At 40.0% G+C, this 25,276-nt stretch carries 23 protein-coding genes; 16 read left to right on the forward strand and 7 right to left on the reverse strand.

Annotated features, from left to right (window positions below; translation table 11 throughout):
- Window positions 1-174 precede the first annotated feature (174 nt).
- Both atpD and FCN14_RS01915 read left to right on the forward strand, forming a co-directional pair.
- Window positions 175-1,674 carry a F0F1 ATP synthase subunit beta gene (atpD, locus tag FCN14_RS01910; RefSeq protein WP_212747543.1) on the forward strand — a complete coding sequence of 500 codons (1,500 nt, stop codon included), beginning with the start codon at window positions 175-177 and terminating at the stop codon, window positions 1,672-1,674.
- Between the two features lie 9 nt (window positions 1,675-1,683).
- On the forward strand, window positions 1,684-2,103 hold the full coding sequence (locus tag FCN14_RS01915; RefSeq protein ID WP_138429402.1) for a F0F1 ATP synthase subunit epsilon: 420 nt from the start codon (window positions 1,684-1,686) through the stop codon (window positions 2,101-2,103).
- A gap of 295 nt (window positions 2,104-2,398) precedes the next feature.
- Here FCN14_RS01915 and FCN14_RS01920 read toward each other — a convergent pair whose 3' ends face one another.
- The 3 genes from FCN14_RS01920 to FCN14_RS01930 are packed head-to-tail and all read right to left on the reverse strand — an operon-like array spanning window position 2,399 to window position 6,572.
- Window positions 2,399-4,756: a penicillin-binding protein 1A gene (locus FCN14_RS01920; RefSeq protein WP_138429403.1), complete on the reverse strand. Its 2,358-nt coding sequence runs from the start codon at window positions 4,754-4,756 to the stop codon at window positions 2,399-2,401.
- 8 nt (window positions 4,757-4,764) lie between these two features.
- The gene (locus FCN14_RS01925) at window positions 4,765-5,538 is read right to left on the reverse strand and encodes a UDP-2,3-diacylglucosamine diphosphatase (protein WP_138429404.1); all 774 of its coding nucleotides are present in this window, start codon (window positions 5,536-5,538) and stop codon (window positions 4,765-4,767) included.
- Between the two features lie 14 nt (window positions 5,539-5,552).
- Complete coding sequence (locus tag FCN14_RS01930) at window positions 5,553-6,572, reverse strand: polyprenyl synthetase family protein (protein ID WP_138429405.1); 1,020 nt, start codon at window positions 6,570-6,572, stop codon at window positions 5,553-5,555.
- 149 nt (window positions 6,573-6,721) lie between these two features.
- On the opposite strand from FCN14_RS01930, the gene FCN14_RS01935 reads away from it, so the two are divergent.
- The 12 genes from FCN14_RS01935 to FCN14_RS01990 all read left to right on the forward strand — a co-directional run bounded on the left by FCN14_RS01935 (window position 6,722) and on the right by FCN14_RS01990 (window position 16,928).
- Window positions 6,722-8,008 carry a glucose-6-phosphate isomerase gene (locus FCN14_RS01935; protein ID WP_138429406.1) on the forward strand — a complete coding sequence of 429 codons (1,287 nt, stop codon included), beginning with the start codon at window positions 6,722-6,724 and terminating at the stop codon, window positions 8,006-8,008.
- 6 nt (window positions 8,009-8,014) lie between these two features.
- Window positions 8,015-8,683, forward strand: coding sequence for a deoxynucleoside kinase (locus FCN14_RS01940; RefSeq protein ID WP_138429407.1), 669 nt, complete (start codon window positions 8,015-8,017; stop codon window positions 8,681-8,683).
- Between the two features lie 46 nt (window positions 8,684-8,729).
- Window positions 8,730-9,242 carry a YceD family protein gene (locus FCN14_RS01945; protein ID WP_138429408.1) on the forward strand — a complete coding sequence of 171 codons (513 nt, stop codon included), beginning with the start codon at window positions 8,730-8,732 and terminating at the stop codon, window positions 9,240-9,242.
- 24 nt (window positions 9,243-9,266) lie between these two features.
- Complete coding sequence (rpmF, locus tag FCN14_RS01950; RefSeq protein WP_138429409.1) at window positions 9,267-9,446, forward strand: 50S ribosomal protein L32; 180 nt, start codon at window positions 9,267-9,269, stop codon at window positions 9,444-9,446.
- A 21-nt stretch (window positions 9,447-9,467) separates the two neighbouring features.
- Complete coding sequence (gene plsX / locus FCN14_RS01955; RefSeq protein ID WP_138429410.1) at window positions 9,468-10,451, forward strand: phosphate acyltransferase PlsX; 984 nt, start codon at window positions 9,468-9,470, stop codon at window positions 10,449-10,451.
- A gap of 13 nt (window positions 10,452-10,464) precedes the next feature.
- Window positions 10,465-11,457, forward strand: coding sequence for a beta-ketoacyl-ACP synthase III (locus tag FCN14_RS01960; RefSeq protein ID WP_138429411.1), 993 nt, complete (start codon window positions 10,465-10,467; stop codon window positions 11,455-11,457).
- Window positions 11,458-11,461: 4 nt separating this feature from the next.
- The gene (gene fabD, locus FCN14_RS01965; protein ID WP_138429412.1) at window positions 11,462-12,349 is read left to right on the forward strand and encodes an ACP S-malonyltransferase; all 888 of its coding nucleotides are present in this window, start codon (window positions 11,462-11,464) and stop codon (window positions 12,347-12,349) included.
- 60 nt (window positions 12,350-12,409) lie between these two features.
- Window positions 12,410-13,159, forward strand: a complete 750-nt coding sequence (gene fabG / locus FCN14_RS01970) for a 3-oxoacyl-[acyl-carrier-protein] reductase (protein WP_138429413.1) — start codon at window positions 12,410-12,412, stop codon at window positions 13,157-13,159.
- A gap of 142 nt (window positions 13,160-13,301) precedes the next feature.
- Window positions 13,302-13,538 (forward strand): acyl carrier protein, encoded by a 237-nt coding sequence (locus FCN14_RS01975; protein WP_138429414.1) that lies wholly within the window; start codon window positions 13,302-13,304, stop codon window positions 13,536-13,538.
- Window positions 13,539-13,561: 23 nt separating this feature from the next.
- Window positions 13,562-14,806 (forward strand): beta-ketoacyl-ACP synthase II, encoded by a 1,245-nt coding sequence (fabF, locus tag FCN14_RS01980; RefSeq protein WP_138429415.1) that lies wholly within the window; start codon window positions 13,562-13,564, stop codon window positions 14,804-14,806.
- 3 nt (window positions 14,807-14,809) lie between these two features.
- Window positions 14,810-15,553, forward strand: a complete 744-nt coding sequence (gene rnc / locus FCN14_RS01985) for a ribonuclease III (protein ID WP_138429416.1) — start codon at window positions 14,810-14,812, stop codon at window positions 15,551-15,553.
- A gap of 340 nt (window positions 15,554-15,893) precedes the next feature.
- Window positions 15,894-16,928 (forward strand): sigma-54 interaction domain-containing protein, encoded by a 1,035-nt coding sequence (locus FCN14_RS01990; RefSeq protein WP_171032774.1) that lies wholly within the window; start codon window positions 15,894-15,896, stop codon window positions 16,926-16,928.
- A 185-nt stretch (window positions 16,929-17,113) separates the two neighbouring features.
- Here the strand turns inward: FCN14_RS01990 and FCN14_RS01995 are convergent, their stop codons facing one another.
- A complete protein-coding gene (locus FCN14_RS01995; protein ID WP_138429418.1) occupies window positions 17,114-17,938 on the reverse strand; it encodes an AAA-type ATPase lid domain-containing protein in 825 nt (274 codons plus the stop codon).
- A gap of 760 nt (window positions 17,939-18,698) precedes the next feature.
- Between FCN14_RS01995 and FCN14_RS02000 the strand changes: the two genes are divergently transcribed.
- Window positions 18,699-19,919, forward strand: a complete 1,221-nt coding sequence (locus tag FCN14_RS02000; protein WP_138429419.1) for a glycosyltransferase family 2 protein — start codon at window positions 18,699-18,701, stop codon at window positions 19,917-19,919.
- 263 nt (window positions 19,920-20,182) lie between these two features.
- Here FCN14_RS02000 and dnaB read toward each other — a convergent pair whose 3' ends face one another.
- The 3 genes from dnaB to mtaB form a co-directional block, all read right to left on the reverse strand.
- Window positions 20,183-21,718: a replicative DNA helicase gene (gene dnaB, locus FCN14_RS02005; protein WP_138429420.1), complete on the reverse strand. Its 1,536-nt coding sequence runs from the start codon at window positions 21,716-21,718 to the stop codon at window positions 20,183-20,185.
- A gap of 110 nt (window positions 21,719-21,828) precedes the next feature.
- Window positions 21,829-22,680: a uracil-DNA glycosylase gene (locus FCN14_RS02010; protein WP_138429421.1), complete on the reverse strand. Its 852-nt coding sequence runs from the start codon at window positions 22,678-22,680 to the stop codon at window positions 21,829-21,831.
- Between the two features lie 2 nt (window positions 22,681-22,682).
- Window positions 22,683-24,017, reverse strand: a complete 1,335-nt coding sequence (gene mtaB / locus FCN14_RS02015; protein WP_138429422.1) for a tRNA (N(6)-L-threonylcarbamoyladenosine(37)-C(2))-methylthiotransferase MtaB — start codon at window positions 24,015-24,017, stop codon at window positions 22,683-22,685.
- Window positions 24,018-24,302: 285 nt separating this feature from the next.
- On the opposite strand from mtaB, the gene FCN14_RS02020 reads away from it, so the two are divergent.
- A complete protein-coding gene (locus FCN14_RS02020; RefSeq protein WP_138429423.1) occupies window positions 24,303-25,250 on the forward strand; it encodes a GDP-L-fucose synthase family protein in 948 nt (315 codons plus the stop codon).
- Window positions 25,251-25,276 lie beyond the last annotated feature (26 nt).

Here is a 25,276-nt window from a genome sequence, read left to right on the forward strand (position 1 = left end):
AGCTTATACAGTATGAGGAGGGTATGCAATCATCTTGCGTAATTTGGGGAATCTTTCCTTTTGCCTTTTCATTGGAAAAATCCTACCTTTTGCCACTTCCAGAGCTATGGAATAAAGCGTTATTTAAACGCAAGAAATTATCAAAACTTAACCCTTTACAATCGAACATAAATAATGAACAAAGGAACCGTTGCACAAGTGATTGGGCCGGTTGTGGATGTCGATTTTGATCAGGGAGACATTCCCCCGGTGCTAAATGCACTTTATATTGAACGAGAAGACAATTCTAAACTTTATCTGGAAGTTGCCCAGCACCTCGGCGAAAATCGCGTTCGTACGATTGCGATGGACTCTACCGATGGCTTAGTTCGTGAAATGGAGGTCGTTGATACCGGTTCTCCTATTTCTATGCCTGTTGGTGAAGATGTCCGTGGACGAGTATTTAATGTTGTTGGAGAGCCTATTGACGGTATTGAGCCGCCAAAAGGAGATCGCAGCTATCCAATCCACCGTCCAGCGCCTGATTTTGAGGAGTTGGCAACATCAACGGAAATGCTTGAAACGGGAATCAAAGTTATTGATTTGCTTTGCCCATATGCTAAAGGTGGTAAGACAGGACTTTTCGGTGGTGCTGGTGTAGGAAAAACGGTTCTTATTCAGGAGCTTATTAACAATATTGCTAAAGGACATGGTGGCCTCTCGGTTTTCGCCGGTGTAGGTGAGCGTACTCGTGAGGGTAATGATCTTATCCGTGAGATGCTCGAAGCTGATATTATTGACTATGGTGAAGAGTTTAAGGAAGCTTTTGAAAATGGCAAGTGGGATCTTAGCAAAGTGGACAAGGATGCGCTGAAAGAGTCAAAAGCTACCTTCGCATTTGGTCAGATGAACGAACCTCCAGGGGCTCGTGCTCGTGTAGCACTTTCCGGACTGACGCTTGCTGAATACTTCCGTGAAGAAGTGTCTCGAGATATCCTGCTCTTTATTGATAATATTTTCCGATTTACACAGGCTGGTTCTGAGGTGTCAGCGCTTCTTGGACGTATGCCTTCTGCTGTAGGTTATCAGCCAACACTGGCAACTGAAATGGGTGACCTTCAGGAACGTATTACTTCTACAAAGGATGGTTCTATTACATCAGTACAGGCAGTATATGTACCTGCTGATGACTTGACTGACCCGGCTCCGGCAACAACATTTGCCCACTTGGATGCTACAACAGTACTGAGTCGTGCATTGACACAGATAGGTATTTATCCTGCTGTGGATCCGCTGGACTCTACCTCTCGTATTCTTGATCCCCACATTGTAGGAGAAGAGCATTATAAAACTGCACAGCGAGTAATTGAGATCCTGCAGAAATACAAAGACTTGCAAGATATTATTGCAATTCTAGGTATGGACGAACTCTCTGATGAAGATAAAACCGTTGTTTCTCGTGCCCGACGAATTCAGCGATTCTTGAGTCAACCGTTCTTTGTTGCTGAACAGTTTACTGGCCAGCCCGGTAAATATATCAGCGTTGAAGATACTGTTAAAGGCTTCAAGAAGATTCTTGATGGTGAGCTTGATCACTTACCTGAGAAGGCTTTCTATATGGTTGGTACCATTGAAGAGGCTGAAGAGAAAGGTGAAGAACTATTAGCTGAAGAAGAAGCCGAAGCCGCAGAATAGAGGTAACTCATGACTAGCTTTAAAGCACAAATACTTACTCCTGAAGGTTCATTATTTGATGATGAAGTGACAGGGGTTCAGATGCCCGGAGAAATGGGCAGTTTCGAAGTAAAAACCCTTCACGCAAATATTATCTCTTCACTTGAAGTAGGAGAGATCCTTGTTCGCAAGGCAACCGGAGATGAACAGCATTTTTCTGTTACCGGTGGTTTTGTTGAAGTGGTTGATAATAAACTTACTTTACTAGCCGAAGCTGCAGAACCGGTCGAGGAGATTGATATCGAGCGTGCCAAGGAAGCCAAAGAGCGAGCCAAGGAACGTCTCGAATCCGATGACTCTGATATCGATAAGGAGCGAGCAAAAAAAGCCCTTGAACGTGCTGAAAATCGCATTAAATTAGCTGCTGATTTTAGCGTGAGTACACAATAGTAGCTAATTCTGTTTTGATAATTTCTAGAAGGCAACCTCGTAAGGGGTTGCCTTTTTTTATTTTAACTGGCAGACATTAAATACTAGAGACTTTTGTAAAAATTCTGAGTCGATAACCGTAAAGCTGCCTTAATTATTTGCTGTTCCAAGCAAGGCATTCTCTTAGCTTTCTCAATATATTGTACAAAGTTTTCTTCCTGGAGAAAAAGGGCAGGAGGGTTAACGTATTTTTTAAAAAGTTGCCTAATCACTTTCTCCACAGCCACATATATAATGGCTTCTTAATTCACCTGTATTACCATCCAATACGACCCGTGCCAGTATCTTTATTATCTGTACTATCAGGATCTTTCGGCATTACAAAGCCCGGAGGTTGTTCAAATGAATCATAACTCCATGGTGCTTTAGGATCAGCAGTAGCCCGATTGATAAAATTACCGACAATAGGTAGAGCAGAACGGGCTCCCTGACCAATGCTATAGTTGAGGTCAGTAGGGAATCGAATCATTCTGTTTGCACCACCGACCCAAGCCCCCATAACCATATGAGGCATCATACCTACAAACCAGTTGTCAGCACTATTTTGGGTCGTACCTGTTTTACCAGCAACATCTTGGCGCACATTATATACATTACGAAGGCGTACTCCTGTTCCATAGTAGCCTTCTCCGCCATTAATAACACCGCGCATCATATCAACCATCATATAGGCTGTTTCAGGGCTAATAACTTCATCCCTATATTCAGGGCGGTATTTTTTAATGATATTGCCTTCTTTGTCCTCAATTCGAGTAATAGCTATGGGATCGATATGGACTCCTTGATTTGCAAAGGTCGTATAAGCACTAACAAGCTCTAACAGTGAGACCTCGGCAGTACCGAGGGCTATAGATGGGTAAGCCTTTGTATCAGACATATCAATACCCATATTTGAAGCCATCTGTTTAATCTTTTGAGCAGCAGGTGCTAGCTCTTCAAGCTTGGTAGTATTGGGATTACCCGCCAGTTCCGGTAATAGTCGGATTGTTACATTATTCAAGCTACGAGCTAATGCCTGTCGCAAGGGAATCATCTTGGGACCGGAAGGGATAGAGGGGTCCTTGGGTTTCCATGCTTTACCACTGCGATCGTAAAATACACTAGGGTATTTAGAAAACCTGTGATAGGGTTTATAGCCATTATCGATGGCAACGGAGTAAACAAAGGGCTTAAAGGTAGAGCCCGCTTGGCGCTCGGACTGATAAACATGGTCGTATTGTACATTGCCGTAGTTAGAGCCACCCACCCATGCCAAAATATTTCCATTATTAGGGTCTATGCCTACAAATCCTGCTTCTAGTCTAGTTTTTACATGTTTCACTGAATCGACAAAAGCATTGTCAGCAAGCAGGCTATCAAAAACAACGGATTCCTGGTCGGTATTATACTTTGAAAAGGCGTTTTTATAGCGATCAGTATCTCGGATAAATTCGCGTAAGAAGCGGGGATATTTATCCCAAAATCGTCTCATATATCCGCCATTCTCAATTGCTGTTTTACATGTAGAAATTGAGGCATTTCCAGTGGTCCATTCACACTCATATATGGTTTGTAAAGAATCCAGTTTTGACCGCAGAGCTTTTTCAGCATACCGCTGTAGTCGGGAATCAATGGTAGTATAAATTTTAAGTCCGTCTGTATATAGATTATATCCGTTTTTCTGAGTCCATTTGTCGACTTTCTTTCGAATATATTCGCCGAAATAGCGGCTTTCTTGTCCTGCTTTTGAAGGCGGATGGTAGTCAAGAGCTATCGGTTCTTCACGCAACTTGCCATAGACAGCGTCACTTATAAAGCCCCTCTTGTTGAGTAAGAAAAGAACAGTATTGCGGCGATTTTTGGAGTTCTGGGGATTAATGCGGGGATTATACAAATATACTCCCTTTAAAGAACCTACCAAGGTTGCTGCCTGTGATATAGTAAGATCTTTAGCTTGTTTTCCGTAGTGGGTTTGGGCAGCAGATTCAATGCCAAAGGAACTATTGGGAAACTCCACCGTATTCAGATACATCTCAATAATCTCACGTTTGGTGTAGTTTTGTTCCAGCTGAATAGCAGTTAACATCTCTCTCAGTTTTCTAATGATAGAAAATTCACGACCAATTTTTTTATATAGATTTCGTGCTAACTGCTGGGTAATTGTAGATCCGCCCTGTATACGACCATTAATTAAGTGCCAGGGTACCGCAAGCGTACGAACCATATCAATTCCCCAATGGTTATAGAATCGATGATCTTCGGTCGCCACTAAGGCATCTACAATGTGTGGTGACATCTCTTCGATGGGTACATAGGTACGGTTCTCGGTATAATACCTATCCAAAACAACGCCATCACGACTTAACAATTCTGAAGCAACAGCTGTTTTAGGATTTTCAAGCTGTTTTATGGAGGGTAGTCCCTGCATCAGGTAAAGCGTAAAGCCGGTAAAACCAATAATAAAAGTACCGACTACAATGGCAGCCCATTTTAAAACATTATTTGTTGTATAGTTCCATACCCAGTGAGATTTTTCTGGAGAAGAATCATTATTATCTTGCTTTGCATTTTTACGACGATATTCCGGATCGTTAAAGTAACGGTCCATTTCATTTTCGTAATCTGAGTTGCTCATCAATTATATTATTCAAATGGTTGTAGAGACTGCAGTTGCGGCACCCAAGAAACGAGAGAAATCGAACTATTATTATAAAATGCCATTGTCCGATGCTGATAAAAGGTACCTAAATTTATATAGGTTCCGAAGTCGAATTCTTTCTGACGGGGTATATGGTCATGGCCACAAAGAATAAAGTCAATTTCGGTACTCGCCAGTGTTCTTGATGCCCACTCATCTAACTTTTTTTCTTTTTCTGTGTTCCATTCCAATGAACGGGTAAAGCGGGAAAAGTATTTCATGATATTTATTCCCACACGTGGCGGAAACAGCGTTTGGTACAGCGAAATGAACTTATCGGAACGCAGCAGCCGATGCAGGCGTGGGCGGGGAAGGTGTAGCAGCTCATCAGCTAACCCATCCCCATGGAGCGTCATTACCGTATTACCATTAACCTGGAGCATCATATGTTCGTGTTTAAGCTCAAAACCTAAGTTCTCAAAATAGTCACGAGTCCAATTGTCATGATTACCCGTAATAAATAGAGTAGGTCCCATATCTTTATTAAAAGAAGAAAACCGTTCTAGAACCCTTTCCCCAATAGCAGGTATGACATCGGGATATTCCATCCAATAATCAAAAAGGTCGCCCAAGATAGCTATGCCAATCTTGTTACGTTGACAGTAATTGAGAAGTTGAATCAGCTCTGATTCAATACGTTGGTTTATTTCGTCAGAAAAACCGCCGAGATGTGCATCAGAAAGAAAAATCATCGGCTGATCAACAGTAGAAATTCTCATACGGCCGCTGGGCGTTATTTTTTACGCTCGATGATAAACTTAATAAGGTCTTCAAACGCTGCACGATCTTCAGATTCTGGGAGTTCAGCTAGCGTTTCAAGAGCCCGGTTTGCGTAGTCATTCATAATTGATCGTGCGTATTTAACGCCTCCTTTATCGTGCACAAAAGAAACAATTTTGTCGACATCGGCTTTCTTTTTTCGGCGTTTTCGCATTAGGTATCGTGCCCGGACCTTCTCCATGGTAGAAGCATTATCGAGGGCTTTAATAAAAGGAAGGGTTACTTTTCGCTCCTGAATATCATTGCGCTTTGGTTTGCCAATATCATTGACACCGTAGTCGAAAATATCATCTCTAATTTGGAATGCGATCCCGGTCCATTTACCAATATTGTGCATTTTTTTATGCATCTTGGGGTTATCTGTCGTTGAGATAGCACCACATTCACAGCACGAAGCAATAAGACTGGCCGTTTTCTCCGAAATAACTTTAAAATAATATTCTTCATCCATGTTGAAAAGGCGAGCTGCTTTAAACTGGCGAAGCTCTCCTTCACTCATTTGCCGTACCGCCTCAGAAAGAACTTTTAAGAGCTTGTATTCTTCATGGTCCAGTGCGGTAAGTAAGCCTTTGGAGAGTAGGAAATCTCCTAGTAATACTCCTGCCTTATTATTCCATACTTTATTAATACTAAGGAACCCGCGTCGTACTTCGGCTTCATCCACAACATCGTCATGTATTAGAGTAGCCGTATGCAGTAACTCAATCATAGTGGCAGCTACATAGCTTCGCTTGTTAACTTCTCCAAAAAGTCGTGCCGACATAAATACGAGTGTAGGGCGAATTTCTTTTCCTTTCTGACGGAGTAAATATTGTACGACTTTATCTAATACCCACACATCAGTACGCAACGCTTTTTTATAGAAAGTACGAAACTCAGATAAACTACCTTTAACAGGTGCGGTTATATCTTGAAGTGACTTCTTTTGCTTGCGTTTAAAAGTAGTTGCTTTTTCTAGCTGCGTATTAATCATGAAACGTTTGTGATCACTTAGGTATTGGAGCCGAAAATAAAAGTTGAAATTTAGTAATTATTCAGGTTTTATACCCCATCAATTCTAAAAGCTGATAATAGCTTCTAATATAGAGTTTGAATAGTAATTTCTAAATAGTGTAATCGACAATGATTAAGCTTGATGTAAGCAGGGCAAAAAAGTTTTTGACCGATGAAGAGTTTGACCAAGCCCGGGATAAGGCATCTGAGGCGCTTATGACGGTAAAGGAGCGAAATGGAAAAGGTGCTGAGTGGTTGGGGTGGAGAGATCTACTGAGTGATCCTAATGACGCAATACTGGAACAACTTCATAGTATGGCTACTAAAATTAGAGAAAATGCTGATGTTTTTATCGTTTGTGGCATTGGCGGATCTTATCTCGGTGCGCGCGCAGTGATCGATGCACTAGCCTCTTTTTTTGGAAATAAAGGGCCTGAAATAATTTATGCAGGACACCATATGAGTGGGCAGTATTTAGAAGAATTATTGGCTTACCTCGAAGAGTTAACCAAAGACGGAGAGCCTAAAAGTGTTTATTGCAATGTAATATCCAAATCAGGGACGACCCTGGAAACAGCTCTTTCGTTTCGATTTATTAGAAGTTGGATGCAAGATCAGTACCCGGATACATTACAAGATCGGATTATCTGCACTACAAGTTCAGTAGGAGGAGCCCTGAATAAGCTTGTAGATCAATATAGGTTTCAAAAGTTTGTTATCCCTGATGATGTAGGAGGACGGTTTTCTGTATTAACGCCTGTCGGGTTATTACCGATTGCTGTGGCGGGTATTGACATTCGCAGTCTTTTTTATGGCGCCGTTTCAAAGTATGAAGAACTGGAGGAAGAGGCAGGGTCATTATTGGATTATGCTGCGGTAAAATATGCTTTATTTAAGAAGGGTAAGGCCGTAGATGTGATCACTTCTTTTGAGCCGCAGCTTGCGTCTTTGGGAGGGTGGTTACAACAACTATTGGGTGAAAGTGAAGGTAAGGGTGGAGAGGGGATGTTTCCTGCTGTTACGACTTATTCAACTGACCTACATAGTTTGGGACAGTTTATCCAAGATGGAGCTCGCATTGTCATGGAAACATTTATAACGGTGGGAGATTCTAAGGGGGGATTGACAGTAAAAGAGGCAGAAGAAAATAACGATGGGCTCAACTATCTTGCAGGCATGACGTTTCATGAAATTAATAAACGAGCGTTTGAAGGCACAATTCAGGCTCATGTCAAAGGTGGAGTCCCCTCTGTCGTCGTTAATTTAGACAAATTGAATGCACAACATCTCGGTGAGTTTATTTATCTTTATGAGCTTTTTACGGCCGTCTATTGCTACAGTTTGAACGTTAACCCATTTAATCAGCCGGGCGTAGAAGATTATAAAAGTGAAATGTATCAACTATTGGGAAAATAACAAGGTATGTCAGAAGTCAATAATGACAAGCAGCCAGGAACAAGCCCTTCCGAAGATCTCCAATTTATTGCTGTTGCCGGTAATATTGGAGCCGGGAAATCATCATTAACCGGATTACTTGCCAAGCATTTTGGCTGGGAAGCATTCTATGAATCAGTAGATGATAATCCCTATCTCTCAGATTTTTATGAGGATATGCGCCGATGGAGCTTTAATTTGCAGATTTACTTTTTATCTAGTCGATTCCGGCATCAAAAACAGATGCTCGAACAGGAAGGGCGTTTTGTACAAGATCGGACGATTTATGAGGATGTAGAGATTTTTGCAAAGAACTTGCACAACATGGGGTTAATGAGTGATCGTGATTTTGCGAACTATGAGGCTCTATTTGAAGAGATGACAGACTATCTTCAACCTCCAGGTCTTTTGATTTATATTCGCGCGCAGGTTTCAACCCTAGTTGATCAAATTCAGCAGCGCGGTAGAGATTATGAAAATACAATTCGAATTGAATACTTAGAACGTTTAAACCGTTTGTATGAGGACTGGATCGACCGCTATCCGCATGAAAAGCTTATTATCGATACAGATGATCTTGATTTTGTGAATAACAAAGAGGATCTCGGGCAAATTATTGGGCTTGTAGAACAAAGACTTTTTGGCTTGTTTAATTGATTGCAGGTAAACCCAATAATTCATATTTTTGCTAGCTATTACGGATATGTCAAAACTTGAATTTAACATAGTAGAAATACCTGAAGGAGAAAGTCGACGAACAGTCGAGCTCTCCGATGAAGATCTTGACTTATCTCCGCATACTTTTGTTGGAGGTGAGGTAGAGATACTATTTTACCGTACGCTTCATTTTATCCGGGTAAATTTCCATGTAGATTCTGATATTGAATTAACATGTGATCGGTCTTTGGAAAAATATATTCAGCCGGTCGAATCAGACTATGAAGTTGTATTCAAGGTTGATGTTAAGGAAGAGAAAGAAGATGAAAACGGTGCTGTACGGCGTTTTAACTTCTCCTCGAATACATTAAGTATTGAAGACGAAGTCCGTGATACTATTTTTCTGAATGTTCCTATTAAAAAATTGCATCCCAAGTTTATTGACGACGAAGGGAAGCCAAAAGATTTTGACACAAAATCATTTGGAGCTACAGAAAACGATGACGATACCGAGATTGTAGATCCTCGGTGGAAGAAGTTGAAAGAATTAAAGAATTAACAGCAATATTACCATCTATTAATAATGGCACAACCAAAACGACAACATTCAAAGTCCCGCCAGGGGAAACGTCGCTCTCACCATAAAATTGGAGAGCCTACATTAGCTGAATGCAAAAATTGTGGTGCCCTGCATCGCTATCATCATATCTGTAAAGAGTGCGGTTTTTATCGCGGTCGTCAAATTCTTGATGTGAACAAATAATTTTAGTTAAATCCCTATTTCATGATCATTGCTGTAGATGCCGCAGGGGGCGACTACTATCCCGAAAATCCGGTTAAAGGTTCTATTCAGGCTCTTAATGAATCAACGGAGTTAACAGTTATTTTGGTAGGGCCAGAAGATATAATTGAGCAGGAGTTATCAAAGCATGACTATGATGAGCAGCGTCTTTTGGTGCAGCATGCTCCTGATATTATAGGTATGGATGAAGCTCCGGCACAAGCGGTAAAGAGCAAACAAAATTCATCTATTGTATCTGGAATAGGGATGCATAAAGCCGGTAAATGTAAGGCTTTTGTAAGTGCTGGAAATACCGGTGCTTTGCTTGCAGCTTCTTCCTTTCTGCTAGGAAAGCTTGAAGGTGTAAGTCGTCCTACGATTGCAGCAATGTATCCTACAGTGAAAGGTTTGCGCTTGTTACTTGATGTTGGAGCAAATCTTGAAGTACGACCGGACATGTTCGTTCAGTTTGCCCATATGGGTAAAATATTCGCCAATGAGATTATGGATGTGGAAGACCCAACGGTTGGGCTTCTTAATGTTGGGGAAGAAGAAGAAAAAGGGACTAGTGTGCTGAAAGATGCCTTTAAAGAACTTGAAGCGCTTCCTAATTTTGTGGGAAATGTAGAAGGGCGTGACATATTTTCTGCTGAGGCAGATATTTTCCTCAGTGATGGCTTAGTAGGAAATCTGTTATTGAAATTTGGTGAGTCAATACCGGAAGCACTGAATACTTTTGTTAAGAAAGGAATACAAAAACTCGAGTTAGGTCCTGAAGAGGCCAAGCTCGTAGGGAAGGTATTAAAAGCTTCTCTGGCCGAATTCGATTCGGACCGCATTGGTGGTGTGCCCTTCCTTGGTGTTGATGGAGTAAGCATGGTAGGGCACGGAAGTAGTTCACCTCTTGCGATTAGAAATATGATACTGAATGCCGCAAAATGTGTGGATCATAGTATCAATAAGAAAATTGTAGCATCTCTTAAATAAATAACCCTCTTACATGGCTGAAGTAAAACGAGCAGCAATAACAGCAGTAGGCCACTATTTGCCTGACAATAAGTTAACAAATCATGACTTAGAGCAAATGGTGGATACCAATGATGAATGGATCCAAACAAGAACTGGTATTAAAGAACGTCGGATTTTAAAAGACGATGATAAAGCAACTGCTTTTATGGGAGCAGAAGCTGCAAAAGAAGCACTTGATGAGCGAGGCATTTCTGCTGATGAGATCGATGTTATCATCTGTGCTACTGTTACTCCCGATTACCTTTTTCCGGCGACAGCATGTCTTATTCAAAGCAAAATAGGGGCAAGTAATGCCTATGCTTTTGATCTTTCTGCAGCATGTTCCGGCTTTCTTTTCGCTTTATCTACCGGAGGAAATTTTATTGAATCAGGAAGGGCCCAGAAAGTACTTGTTATTGGGGCTGACAAAATGAGTTCCATTGTTGATTATACCGACCGCTCCACTTGTATCCTTTTTGGAGATGGAGCTGGGGCTGTTTTATTAGAAGCGTCGGAAGACGGCAATGGTATAGTAGATTATATTAATCGCTCTGAAGGGGATACCGGATTAGCATTGTATCAGCCTGCCGGTGGAAGTTTAAATCCTGCTACTGAAGAATCAGTTGCTGACCGTCTCCACTATGCGAAACAAGATGGACGTACTGTCTTTAAGAAGGCAACAGTTGGTATGGCAGATGTTTCGGCTGAGATTATGAAAAAAAATGATCTTACAGCTGATGATATATCATATCTGGTCCCGCATCAGGCAAATCTTAGAATCATTGATGCTACAGCAAATCGTATGGGACTCGACAGCGAAAAAGTGATGGTAAATATAAATAAATACGGTAATACTACTGCAGCAACGATTCCGCTTTGTTTGTTTGATTGGAAATCGAAACTAGAAAAAGGTGATAATCTAATCTTAGCGGCCTTTGGTGGGGGATATACCTGGGGCGCTATCTATTTAAAATGGGGAATGTAATATCATGAGTTCAGCGTATCTTTTTCCAGGACAAGGAGCACAATCTGTTGGGATGGGTAAAAAACATTATGAACAGGATGAGATATTTGCATCTTATGTAGATCAGGCCAATGATATACTCGGTTTTGATCTCAAAGAGATTATGTTTGAAGGACCGAAAGAGAAATTGAAACAAACTGAGTATACGCAGCCTGCGATCTTTCTGCATTCTGTAGCATTGTATAAGAAACTGGATGCTAATCCCGACATGGTAGCGGGTCATAGTTTGGGTGAATTTTCAGCTTTGGTCGCATGTGGTGCTGTGGACTTTGAAGATGCGCTTAAAATTGTGCGTCGCCGAGGTGAATTAATGCAGCAAGCTGGGGAAGAAAATCCCGGAACAATGGCTGCGGTTATCGGTATGGACGATGATATAGTAGAACGTATTTGTGCAGAAGCTACTGAGCAAACGGGTAAAGAAGTAGTCGCTGCAAACTATAATTGTCCCGGCCAGTTAGTTATTTCCGGGGATGCTGATGCAATTCAGAAAGCTGTTGATCTGCTTAAAGAAGAAGGGTGCCGTTTAGCAAAAGTTCTTGAAGTAAGTGGAGCTTTTCACTCTTCCTTGATGCAGCCGGCTTTTGATGGGTTGCAGAGAAGTCTGGAAGATTTAGATATTTCAGAACCTGAGTGCCCTATTTATAGCAATTATACTGCAGAACCTACAACTGATCCCGAAGAGATTCGCTCTAATTTATTAAATCAGTTATTGAACCCGGTTCGCTGGACACAGACACTGGAAAATATGAACAAGAACGGTGCAGAGTCATTTATTGAAGTTGGTCCTGGCAAGGTGCTTCAGGGACTGGTAAAACGTACCCTTGATGATGTTAAAATAAGTGGTCTTCAATAAATAAAATTATTATTGTAGCATTCTTTTGATTTCTGCTATAAAACCTTAACAATTATTATTATGAGTTTATCTATTGAAGGAAAAACAGCATTAGTAACCGGTGGAAGCCGTGGCATTGGTCGTGCTATTGCACTGATGTTAGCTGATTATGGTGCTGATGTTGCTATTACCTATAGAAGTTCTGTAGATGCAGCTAATGAGGTAAAAGAATTGATTGAGGAAAAGGGACAAAAGGCTAAGGCTATTCAGGCTGATGCCGTTAAGTTTGACAGTGCTGAAGAGGTTATTTCTGAAATTACCGGAGATTGGGAAAAATTAGATATTCTCGTAAATAATGCTGGTATTGCACGTGATAACTTAATTCTTCGTATGACCGAAGAACAGTGGGATCAGGTTATCGATACAAACCTAAAGAGTATTTTTAATTATAGTAAGGCTGTAGCCAAGCCTATGATGCGAAATCAGGGCGGCTCAATTATTAATATTAGTTCTGTAGTTGGGATATCAGGAAACGCCGGACAAAGTAATTATGCGGCTTCAAAAGCTGGCCTTATTGGTTTTACAAAATCCTATGCAAAAGAATTAGCTTCGAGAAATATTAGAGCTAATGTTGTAGCACCTGGATATATTACCACCGAAATGACCGAAGAATTGAATGAAAAAGTATTGGAGTCTATTAAAGAAGAGACTCCGCTCGGCAGGGCAGGAGATGCTGATGAAGTAGCTTCTACAGTTTTGTTTTTAGCCTCCGATATAAGTAAGTACATTACAGGTGAAACAATTCGCGTAGACGGTGGAATGGCAATGTAAAAAGAATCTTTTATTCTTTTTATTAATAAGAAATTGAGAAAGTGTATTTTTATCTATTTAAATTGTATTTTCTGCCCATGCTTTACGAAAGTAGGCAGAAAACAATTTTTTAATTAACTCGAAAATAAGTTAAATACAAATTATGTCACAAGACGTCGAAGCAAAAGTAAAATCAATTATTGTTGATAAATTAGGTGTTGATGAATCAGAAGTTACCCATGAAGCTAACTTCACAAACGATTTAGGGGCTGATTCTCTTGACACTGTTGAACTTATCATGGAGTTTGAGAAAGATTTTGATATCAGCATTCCTGATGAAGATGCTGAGAATATTGCAACAGTAGGTAATGCTGTTGAATATCTACAAGAGAAAGTATAAAACTCATACGCTAAACAACTAGCATGTCGAAACGTAGAGTAGTCATTACCGGAATTGGTGCCCTTACCCCCGTTGGTAAGACGGCACCAGATTTCTGGAATGGATTAATTTCAGGAAAGAGTGGCGCTCAACCTATTGAGCACTTTGATACATCGGAATTTCCAACCAAGTTTGCGGCCCAAATTGAAGGCTATGATCCAGAGGATTACTTCGATCGTAAAGAGGCACGCCGGTTGGATAAGGTATGTCAGTATGCATTAATTGCTGCTGATGAAGCTATTCAAGATACTGGTTTAGATCTCGATGATATCAATAAAGATGATGTTGCCGTAATCGTTGGAACTGGAATTGGGGGAATGATTACATTCTATGAACAATCTGTTTCCTTCCATGAACATGGACCACGTGGGGTATCACCATTCTTTATTCCCAAACTCATTCCAGATATGGTAGCAGGCCAGATCTCAATTAAGTATGGGTTTAAAGGACCAAACTTTTGTGCTGTTTCTGCTTGTGCTACGGGTTCTCACAATATAGCCTTGGCCTACGATTCAATTCGTAACGGGCAATGTGATATGGCGGTTTCCGGCGGGTCAGAAGCACCCGTTTCCAGAATAGGTGTTGCCGGCTTTAATGCCATGCGTGCAATGTCTACTCGTAATGATGATCCTAAAAAAGCATCACGACCTTTTGATAAAAACCGAGACGGATTCGTACTTGGTGAAGGGTCTGCAATTATGTTTTTGGAAGAGTATGAACATGCTAAAGAGCGTGGAGCTCAAATTTATGGCGAAATAGTAGGGTATGGATTTTCAGCTGATGCTCACCATATTACTGCTCCGGACCCGGATGGGGAAGGAGTGATACTAGCTCTAAATCGAGCACTCGATTCAGCTGGTATTGAACCAGAAGATGTTGATCATATCAATATGCATGGTACTTCAACACCGCTGGGTGATATTGCTGAGACTAATTCTATTAAGAAAGTTTTTGGCGACCATGCCTATGAAATAAATCACAACTCTACAAAGTCTATGACAGGGCATGCACTTGGCGCTGCAGGAGCAATGGAGGCATTAGCTACGATGCTTAGCAGTTACCATGGCATGATACCACCGACCATAAATTTTGAAACGCCCGATCCGGATTGTGATCTCAACTATACATTTAACGAATCTGAAGTTCGTGATGTGAAGTATGGGCTAAATAATGCCTTTGGTTTTGGTGGCCATAACACAACACTCGTGTTCAAAAAATTTGAAGAATAATTAATGTTCGACAGACTCAAGTCATATTTTAAGAGTGATATAGAGTTAACACCTGAACACGAGCAAAGAATTAAAGAGTTAGAGGGGATTATCGGTACTACTATCGATAACCCCTTTATTTACATTAGAGCTCTCAGACATCGTTCAACATTGGAGGACGATAATTTTTCAAGCACTGATTCGTATGAAAGATTAGAGTTCCTGGGAGATGCTGTGCTGGATCTTATCGTAACGGAGATTATTTTTGATCTTTTTCCTGATAAGAATGAAGGCTTTTTAACAAAACTACGAGCTAAACTCGTTAAAGGAGATAGTCTTGCCATGTATGCTCGTAACTTAGAGCTTTATGACTTAATGCTTCTTGGAGAACGAGTAAGAGGGCAGGGTGTCGAACAGTCGAAAAGTGTGCTAGCAGACGTCTTTGAAGCTCTCACAGGGGCTACTTATCTAGATTTAGGATATAAACCTACCTCAGATTTTGTCAGAAGAATTATTGAAGGATATGTAGACTTTAATACGATTATAACTTCTCTGGATAATTATAAAAGTTTGTTATTAGAGTTTGCCCAAGCGGAACGTATGGAAATTCCTACCTATAATGTTATTTCCGAAGAAGGACCGGGGCATAACAAAACATTTGGCGTAGAAGTACTTGTCGATAAAAAACCCATTGCCCGTGGAAAAGGGAAGAGCAAAAAAGAGGCAGAACAAAAGGCAGCACGAAAAGCACTGGAAAAATTGCAGTGATGGTATAATTATCCTCTCCTTTAATTTGTAGTAGAAATCCCCTCAGGTTCAATAGTATATTTAACTATCAACATTTTAAAATTAAAAAATTAAAATAATATGTAGCGTGTTAGATAATCTCTAGTTGTCATTCAGCTTATAAAGTTAGAGGGGTAAAAACTTGAACATTAAAGGATTATAATTTAATAGCTTGCAAAAAAATACTAGCTTAATTTAAAGCAAAAGAGAAGGGAGTAGGCAAAAGAATAGTTTTTTAGGAGCAAATAGTTGATTGGTTCTATTTATTGATGTTGCTATTCTTAGCGTTTGCCTTCTTTAAAAAATAAGGGGGAAGATGCATATGGGAGATGTAGTAAAGAAGGAAATCAACAACCAAGATAAGAAACCGGTATTCATTACTCAGAATCCTTTGATGGTGGAGTTACTGGAGAAGGTGAAACTAATTTCGAGAACGAATGCTACAGTTCTAATAACAGGCGAAAATGGTACGGGTAAAGAAGTAATTGCCCAACTTCTGCATTATTTTGGTTCTCGTTCGGATGAAGATATGGTAGCTGTTAACTGTGGGGCAATTCCATCGGATTTAGTGGAGAGTGAACTTTTTGGTCATGAAAAAGGAGCTTTTACTGGTGCTCATGAAAAAAAAGCAGGGTGTTTTGAACAAGCTCATGGGGGTACGCTTTTTCTGGATGAGGTTGGTGAGATGCCGAAGTCTATTCAGGTTAAGCTATTGCGTGCGGTAGAGCTGGGTTCTTTCAGAAGAGTCGGTGGAAAAAAAGAGATTGATGTTGATATAAGTTTGATCTCAGCTACAAATAAGATTTTGATTGACCAAGTAAAATCGGGGAGCTTTAGAGAAGATCTGTTTTTCAGGCTGAATGTGGTTGAGTTATACGTTCCACCACTCCGACACCGGAAAGAGGATATCCCTTTATTAGTAGAGTTTTATAAAAACTTTTTCTGCGAAAGATATTATATTGAAAATATCGAGTTTACCGATGAATGTTTGGAGATATTTAAGTCCTATGATTGGCCAGGCAATGTACGGGAGCTAAAAAATATTGTGGAACGTTCCGTGGTCCTCTCCAAAGGTGAAACAGTTGATATGGATGCTATTCCGTCTCATATTCATCGTGGTGAGAATATTTATCCGGTTTGCACGGGTAATCCGAATCATAATATTATGCAGATTCCCATAGGTACAAGCTTGGAAGAGATAGAGCGGAAGGTTATTGATCATACGCTTTCTTCGGTTGATAATAATAAGACGGAAGCGGCAAAGATTTTGGGATGTAGTAGAAAAACACTTCATAACAAGCTGGATAAGTATAAAAAAATGACGGAAAGAAATGCTCAAGCTGTTGGGAATGATTAATTAAGAAGAGATCGGATATTTATACTTCTAGGCTAGGAGATGTGTGAATAAGCTTTCGGATGCATTGCTTATATCTTTTGATTTGCTACATATCTATTTAATCAGGTGATTAAATAATCTTTTCTATACTATAATAAGCACATCTTTGTATAGATTAAGATAGTAACCAGAGAGAAGGCTGCTTTTTATTTTTCATCTAATTTGTACGGAAGTTTCCAGCTCATAGTGAAAGGCAAATGGTCGAGCTCAATTGTTTTACCATACGAAAGAATGGCTCCTTGTAATATAGCATTCTTTAACTGGCGGATATTACCAGGCCATTGATAGTTAAAACATGCATATAATGCTTGGGATGAGATGTTAAGGTTTTCAAAATATTGTGATGATTTCTTAATCTCGTTAACAAAGAGCTTAATTAACACGGGAATATCTTCTTTACGCTCTCGAAGGGGAGGAAGCATAATTACCACTGGATCTAGCTGATCAAGTATTATTTGCCAAATATTTGAGTGAATTATTGTATGGTAAGCTTCTTCATTTATAGAAAGAAGCAGACGTGGCTGTGAGCTTTTTTTGAATCGGAATAATTGATGACATCCATTTCGAAATGAATTAATAATATTCAACATAAACGTTTCAGAAAGTTCTGAAAACTGATCGAGGTGAAGGGTGCCCGCCGTTGCCTTTTCAAGAGCATCGTACCGTACAGTAATCCCGCTTTGGTTGAATTCAAGGTGTCCCCAGAAGGCGTCTTTGTACTCATCTTCGTTAATATTCAAACAATAAAAGGAGTGAAAGGGCTTATCTTTACGAGAGCTATTTTCATGAATAACTTCAGCGAGTCTTTTTTTGCCCGAACCGATTTCTCCAACAATGATCACATTTGAGTCTCGTTTGGCCAGCTGTAAAACTTTGTATGATATATCTTGCATCAGTATGCTCTGAGAAGATTTTGTCAGATCACTGATTAGGTTAGTTTCTAAATCCAAATTTATCTTTGATTTGATCATGGCTGAGGTGTATCTGATTGAAATGTAAGTTACCACGTGAATAGGTCAAAGTTAGCTATTACTCACCGGCAACTTACTTGTTATCTAATTGCAGTTATTGAGTAGGTGTATTGAATTACCGAAACCTTTACAACGATAATTTATTTTCTTTTCTATTCCTGTCCTTCGTATAGTTTTAAAATCACCTACACTGATAACCACAACAAATGTGCCAACTTTTCCCTCAAAAGATACCTGTTTCAGTAGATGTCACATTTAATACTTGTAGGCCTAAAGGTAATGTGATTGATCAGTAAAATGGGTTTTAAGGTATTAAGTTTTGTGTGAACAAATTTCATAGAATACTTTGGTATGTGTAATATTGATGCAAGAAAGAGCTTAAAAATGATATCTCATCTTGCAACGTTTTAACCTTCATTAAAGAGAGAAAGCTACTTATTAAGTCATATAGTGGGATTTTACATACTGGATAATGGATTGGCATAGGTATTGTATAATTCATTTTGTCGTACAGTAAATAATTAAACATAGTTACTGGTTTATAATTTGAAAAAAAAATTAAAAATGCTTTATGACTTACTGTTCATGAGAAGAGAACGACTCTGCATAGTATAAATAGTGATTGGTTTTAGCCATACGATAGATAGTCTACACTGTAGCAACAATTTGTAGGTTTTAGTTAAAACAAAGTTCACTAGAGTGGGTGAAGATGTGTAATTCCTTCTTTGGATTATAAACTACATTAATTGAGTAGAAACAGATGACTTTTTTTGAGGTTATACAGTATTCGGTGGCAATAATTTTTGGGTTATTTCTTATTAATCAATTCTTGTTCAGTATTTTTGCTTTAAAAGCAAATAAGAAAGATGATTTCTCCACAACCCGGCAACGAAAATTTGCCATCATGCTTACCGGACATAATCTAGAGAGTATTATTACCAGAAGCTTATATAGTCTTTCAGGGCTGGTTTATCCCCAGAGCTTATATGATCTTATTGTTATTGCAGATAATTGTACTGATAACACGGTAGAAGTTTCGGAGCGGCTCGGGGCTCGTGTTTTACATAGGAAAGAAGGGACTCCCGAAAGCAGAGAGTATATGATTAAATGGGGGCTTCAACAGCTAAATAACATTGCACTGGAATATGATGCTGTTGTATTTATTGATGCCGGTAGTTTAATTTCTGGCAATTACTTAGAAGTTATGAATTACTATTTAGAACAGGGGAGCCTGGTAATACAAAGCAACTACCAATTATTACCTAAGAAACAGAGCCGTTTTGCTGAAATTGTTCGTATTGAGTTCTTATTAAAAAATTTTGTGAGGCCATTGGGACGTAAAGCACTCGGTTTGGAAACGGTATTGCGAGGGAGTGGAATGTGTTTTTCAACAAGATTGCTAGAGCAAATACCTTGGAAAGCTCGATCCAGAAATGATGTGAGCGATTACGGACTGGAGATTCAATTAAGCGATATATTAATAGAGTTTGCCCCCGAAGCGTCAGTTTCTGTGGAATTTGAACCCGAATCAAGAGAACAGTTCGCAAGAGTTCTTAAAAGCATATATAAACCTTATTCCGGAATTTTCAAGTGGGGGCCCAAGTTATGGGGAGCTACCTTTCAGAAAGGAAACATCAGGTTTCTGGAGCTTTTTATTGATTTAATAATGCCAAGATCTGTAACACTTATTGTGTTTCCTGTTACCCTAATGATCGTAAGCATATTACTTTGGGAAATAGGATGGAGTCCTATGTCAGTAATATTAGTCTGGATGATTTTAGCGGGGTTGGGAATGCTACAACTTTATATAGGACTTACAGCAGCTGATTTATCCCACAGGCTGTATTGGACAGCGATGTATGTTCCCAAAAACTTGATTACAAAGATTAAATACAAGTTTGCTAATTACTGGCAAGGTAATAAAAATGATAAGTCCTCACAGTTTAACGAAAAAAAAGAAACTCAAGGTGCTAAATACTAACGTGCAAAAATTTCTCATGTATATAAGTATTACTCACCAGAACTAATAATAATAACCATTTTTTAAAGGCAAGTGAGATAGAAGCAGTTGGCACAGTTATTGCAGCTATAAATATACTGATGTTTTACTTAAGTCCATTAAGAGAGGGACGGCTAATTGATATTCAAAATGAGAGAGAGTAGCAAACTCAATAAAAGAACCCTGCTTAAATAGGTAGGGTTCTTTTTCTTCCTTTAGAGAAATAGCATAAAACCGTAAAACAACTAGAAAGGGGCTTCGCTATCTCCTCCATTACCAGCCGGATTATGACCCATAGGGGGTGGACCGCCGTTATCGCCCGAACCATTATTTCCACTATTATCGTTATCGGGATTAGGTTCACCAAAGGGGCCAGAGTCTGCAGTTGTGAGATTTTCAAATCGAGCATAGTCTTTAACAAAATAGAGTGGAACACTACCTACAGGCCCGTTACGTTGCTTCCCGATAATGAGTTCAGCAAGTCCTGCAGTTGATTGTCCTTCAGGCGTAGTTTTAATTCCATAATATTCAGGTCGGTAGAGAAAGCATACAACATCGGCATCCTGTTCAATGGATCCGGATTCACGCAAGTCACTAAGTTGGGGCCGTTTATCACCTCCTCTCTGCTCTACAGCACGACTCAGCTGAGATAGAGCAACAACAGGCACATCAAGTTCTTTAGCCAGTGCTTTTAACCCACGTGAAATAGAAGCAATTTCTTGTTCACGAGTGCCATGGTCTCCGCTTGCTGTCATCAGCTGAAGGTAGTCAACAACGATAAGACCAATATCGTGCTCACTTTTAAGGCGCCGTGCCTTAGTCCTTAATTCCATGATACTGAGTCCGGGAGTATCATCGACAAAAATATTCGCAGTGAAGAGGCGTCCTGCGGCATCAATAAGTCGTTTAAACTCCTCATCATCAAGTTGACCTGATCGCGCTGACTGGGCATTTATTCGCCCTTCCATAGTTAGCAGACGCTGAACAAGTGATTGGTTTGACATTTCAAGGCTAAAAATGGCCACCTTGGTCTGAAGTTTTTCATCTTGATGCATCGCAGCATTACGTGCTGTTGTAAGTACATAAGCTGTTTTACCCATTGAGGGTCGTGCGGCAATAATGATCATGTCACCATTTTGCCATCCAGCAGTCATCTTATCTACATCCGTACCTGTTGGCACTCCAGTGATACCGGCTTCTTTTCCTCTGATATCTTCTAAGTAGGAGAGGGTATCTTTTAAAACATCACCAATTGCTTGTGCCTGGGAACGTTGCTTGGAGTTTGCTAGATCAAAAATACGTTGCTCAGCTTTGTCTAATACATCATAAGGGTCTGTAGAACTGTCATAGGCTTCTTTAATGATATCTGTGCAGCCACGTATCAAATTTCGTTTTGTCGCTTTTTCAGCTATAATTTGAGCATGATAATCAACATTAGCAGCAGAACTAACCGAACGGGTCAACTCTGAAAGGTAGCCAGCCCCACCACAGGTATCCAGTAATCCTTTATCTCTCAGTTCATTTTCTACCGTAAGAAGGTCAAGCGGATTATCCCTCTCATAAAGGTTGTGTAAAACTTCAAAGATGTGCTGGTGAGCTGGTTTATAAAAATCTTCTTTGGAAAGCATTTGAAGTGCTACTGTTGCAGCTTCATGTTCAATAAGCATTGAACCTAAAACGGCTTCTTCTACTTCAACGGCTTGGGGCGGAACGCGACCTTCTTGCTGTAATATACCTGAATCAGAATTGTTACTATAGTTTGATTCTTGTTGTGATGCCATCCTAAATTATATCACCAATGAGTGTTCCGATGAGAAGAGATAATTCCAAGTTATAAGTATAATAAATGAGTCTGTCAGAATGAAGAAAAAACCGTTTTCAAATGTAAAAATTACGGTTCACCGCCGACTTCATCATAACGTTTGCGTAAAAGTTTAACATCCTCCCAGGTCGGACGTTTCCATTTTGCATGGCGCAGTAAGGCGGCGGGATGGTATGTGGCTAATAGTTCGTATTCATTCCGGAAGGTATGAAAATGACCTCGCATGCTTGAGAGCGAGGAGTTTTTGTTCAGCAATGTCTGTGCAGATACTTTTCCAAGTGATAAAATGAGCTTGGGATTAACAAGATCTATCTGTTTTAGTAAAAAGGGAAGACTACGCTGTCGTTCCTCTTCTTTAGGATTTCGGTTATTGGGAGGGCGATGTTTTAAAATATTAGCGATATATACGTCTTTGCGATCAAAATCAATAGCAGCCAGTATCTTGTTTAATAATTGACCTGCTTTACCTACAAAAGGTTCTCCCAATCGATCTTCTTCGGCGCCCGGTGCTTCACCAATCAACATCAGATCGGCATTAGAATTACCTACTCCAAATACAAGCTGCGTGCCTTCAAGATCTGTACGGAGTATATCTGCTTTTTTACATAAAGCCTCAAGTTCTTTTAGTGAATTGCAGGCATCAATGTAGTCTTGGATAGTTTTTGTTTTCTTTTTGTCATCTGAAGCATCTGTTGCTTCATCTGTTTCTTCTTGGGAAAAGCTTTCTGAGGAGGCATAGTTAGAGGTAGTATCTTCTACCATGTTTTCATGTTCCTCATTATCATCAGTTTTTTGCTCCTTTACAGAAACTTCATGGTTTGATGACTCTTTGTTCAGAGAGAAATCTCCATATACCTCGCGTTCATATTCTATAAAGTTAATTACATTATTAATGAGATCTTCCGGATATGAGTCAGCCATTATTATCCAACGAGTTCTGCGATTACTTTTTGCTCTTCTTTGGCTTCTGAAGTCAGTTCTCCAATGAGATAACCATCCTTGGAGCGTGCTCCCAATCGAACAGGTAAAATTCGGTTTTCATACTGCGGATTGTAGGGGATACCTACTCGAACATAATTATCAGTCCAACCCAGCATAGCCCCATCGTGAGCAGCTCCTTCAAATAGTACAGGGCGAACCTCATCACGGAAAGAGGTATCAAAGGCAAAGCGTTTTTTTTCTGATAAGCGCCGCAATTTGTGTGTACGTTCTTTTCGAACGCTGTTTTGAACATTCGGTTCAATATTCAGGGCATGGGTATTTGGTCGTTCGGAGTAGGTAAACACATGGAGGTAAGAGACCGGGAGATCAGCTATAAAGTTGAAAGACTCTTGAAATAGTTCATCCGTTTCACCGGGGTGCCCGGTTATAACATCAACGCCGATAGCAGCATCGGGCATAAGATCTTTTATTAGCTCCACACGTTCACGGTAAAGGTCCGATTGGTACCGGCGACGCATTAACCCGAGCATTTTATCGCTACCACTCTGAAGGGGCATGTGGAAGTGCGGTTGAATTTTGTCAGATTCGGCTGTGAAATGAATGATATCTTCATGCATCAGATTTGGTTCAACAGAGGAGAATCGAATGCGTTCGAGGCCGCTAACTTTATCAAGTTCTTGTAATAGCATAAAGAAATTTTCATCAGTACCGCGCCCATAATCACCTGCATTAACACCGGTAACAACCACTTCCTTAAATCCCTCTTCAACAAGGAGTTTAGCATTGTTAATTACCGAAGCAATCTCGGGACTTCTACTCTCACCCCGGGCCATTGGGATGGTACAAAATGAGCAGTTATAGCTACACCCATCCTGTACTTTTAGAAAGGCACGAGTACGGTCATCAGCCGAAAAGGCATTATGAAAGTCTACTGCCTCATTAACATCAGAGTTATAGACTATTGGGTCGGTGCGCTTCTCGAAATCATCAAAGAGCTCCAAAAGTTTAAACTTGTTTTTTGCTCCTAAAATGGCATCTACACCATCAATGTCGGCAATTTCATCGGGTTCAAGCTGAGCATAACATCCAATAACGGCAACAAAAGCGTTGCTATTGCGACGCAGGGCACGCCGCACAGTTCTTCGACAAGTTGCATTAGCACTTTGTGTTACCGAGCATGTATTTATTACGTATATATCAGCTTCATTACCAAACTCCGTAATATCATAACCTTCTTCTTCGAAATCGCGCTGAATAGCTTTGGTTTCGGAGTAATTTAGTTTACAGCCAAGGGTCTTAAAAGCAACTTTTTTCATCGATCAGAATTTAGCTCGTAGTTGATGTGGGTTAACGTACCGAGCAATGGTAACAGAACTGTGATAATACAAAAAAACAGCAAAAATATCGATAGTTAAAGTTGGTCCTCATCTGAAAAAGTACTTTGTAACATTTTTGCCCATTATAGTGCTTATCATATAATTATTACCCGTGCTTAAATATTAAGGTTTACTGAATGAGGGAGAGGTTACCTTGTAACCGGCAAAAAAAGCGTATGGCACAGTTGTTGTATCCAGATAGTAACGCAAACAAATACTATTTCTATGGATACACCAAAAATATACATTGCCGGGCACCGGGGGATGGTAGGTTCCACAGTACTAAATGCCTTTAGAAAAAAAGGATACCAACATATAATCACACGGTCGAGTGATGAGTTGGATCTGCGAAAACAAGCTAGAGTGAACCGTTTTATTTCTACAGAAAAACCGGATGTGATAATTTTAGCTGCGGCACGTGTGGGAGGAATACTGGCAAACGATCAATATCCCTATCCGTTCATTTATGATAATCTGTCGATACAGAATAATGTAATTAATGCAGCACATAAAAATAATGTAGCTGAACTCATTTTTTTGGGTAGCTCTTGCATATATCCCAAAGAAGCATCGCAGCCTCTGAAAGAAGAATATTTGTTAACCGGTTCATTGGAGCCAACTAATCAATGGTATGCAATTGCTAAAATAGCCGGAATTAAATTATGCCAGGCATTGCGTAAGCAGTACGGCAGAAAATATGTGGCACTAATGCCCACTAACTTATACGGGCCTCGGGATAATTTTGATCTAGAAACCTCGCATGTAGTTCCGGCCATGATCCGAAAGTTTCATGAAGCCAAGGAGTCAGGAGATCACCCTGTAATATTATGGGGAACAGGAAATCCAAGACGTGAACTATTACATGTTAATGATCTTGCGAAGGCCGTGTTATTTGCTGTAGAAAACCAGTTATCGAAGAGCATATACAATATTGGTACAGGACAAGATCTTACGATAAAGGCTTTAGCTAGATTGATTCAAGATATTGTTGGGCATGAGGGAGAAATCATTTGGGACAAGTCAAAACCTGATGGCACGCCCAGAAAAGTATTGGATGTATCGCGCATACATGCCGCGGGGTGGCATAACGAAATTGGTTTGGAAGAGGGTTTAAGAGATACCTACAAATGGTTTGTTAAAAACAAGAATCAACTAAAAGAAGTAAAGATATAATATTTGTCCACGGGGCTCTCCCGGGG

Origin of the sequence: Fodinibius saliphilus, assembly GCF_005869845.1 — a bacterium.
GTDB classification, from domain to species: domain Bacteria; phylum Bacteroidota; class Rhodothermia; order Balneolales; family Balneolaceae; genus Fodinibius; species Fodinibius saliphilus.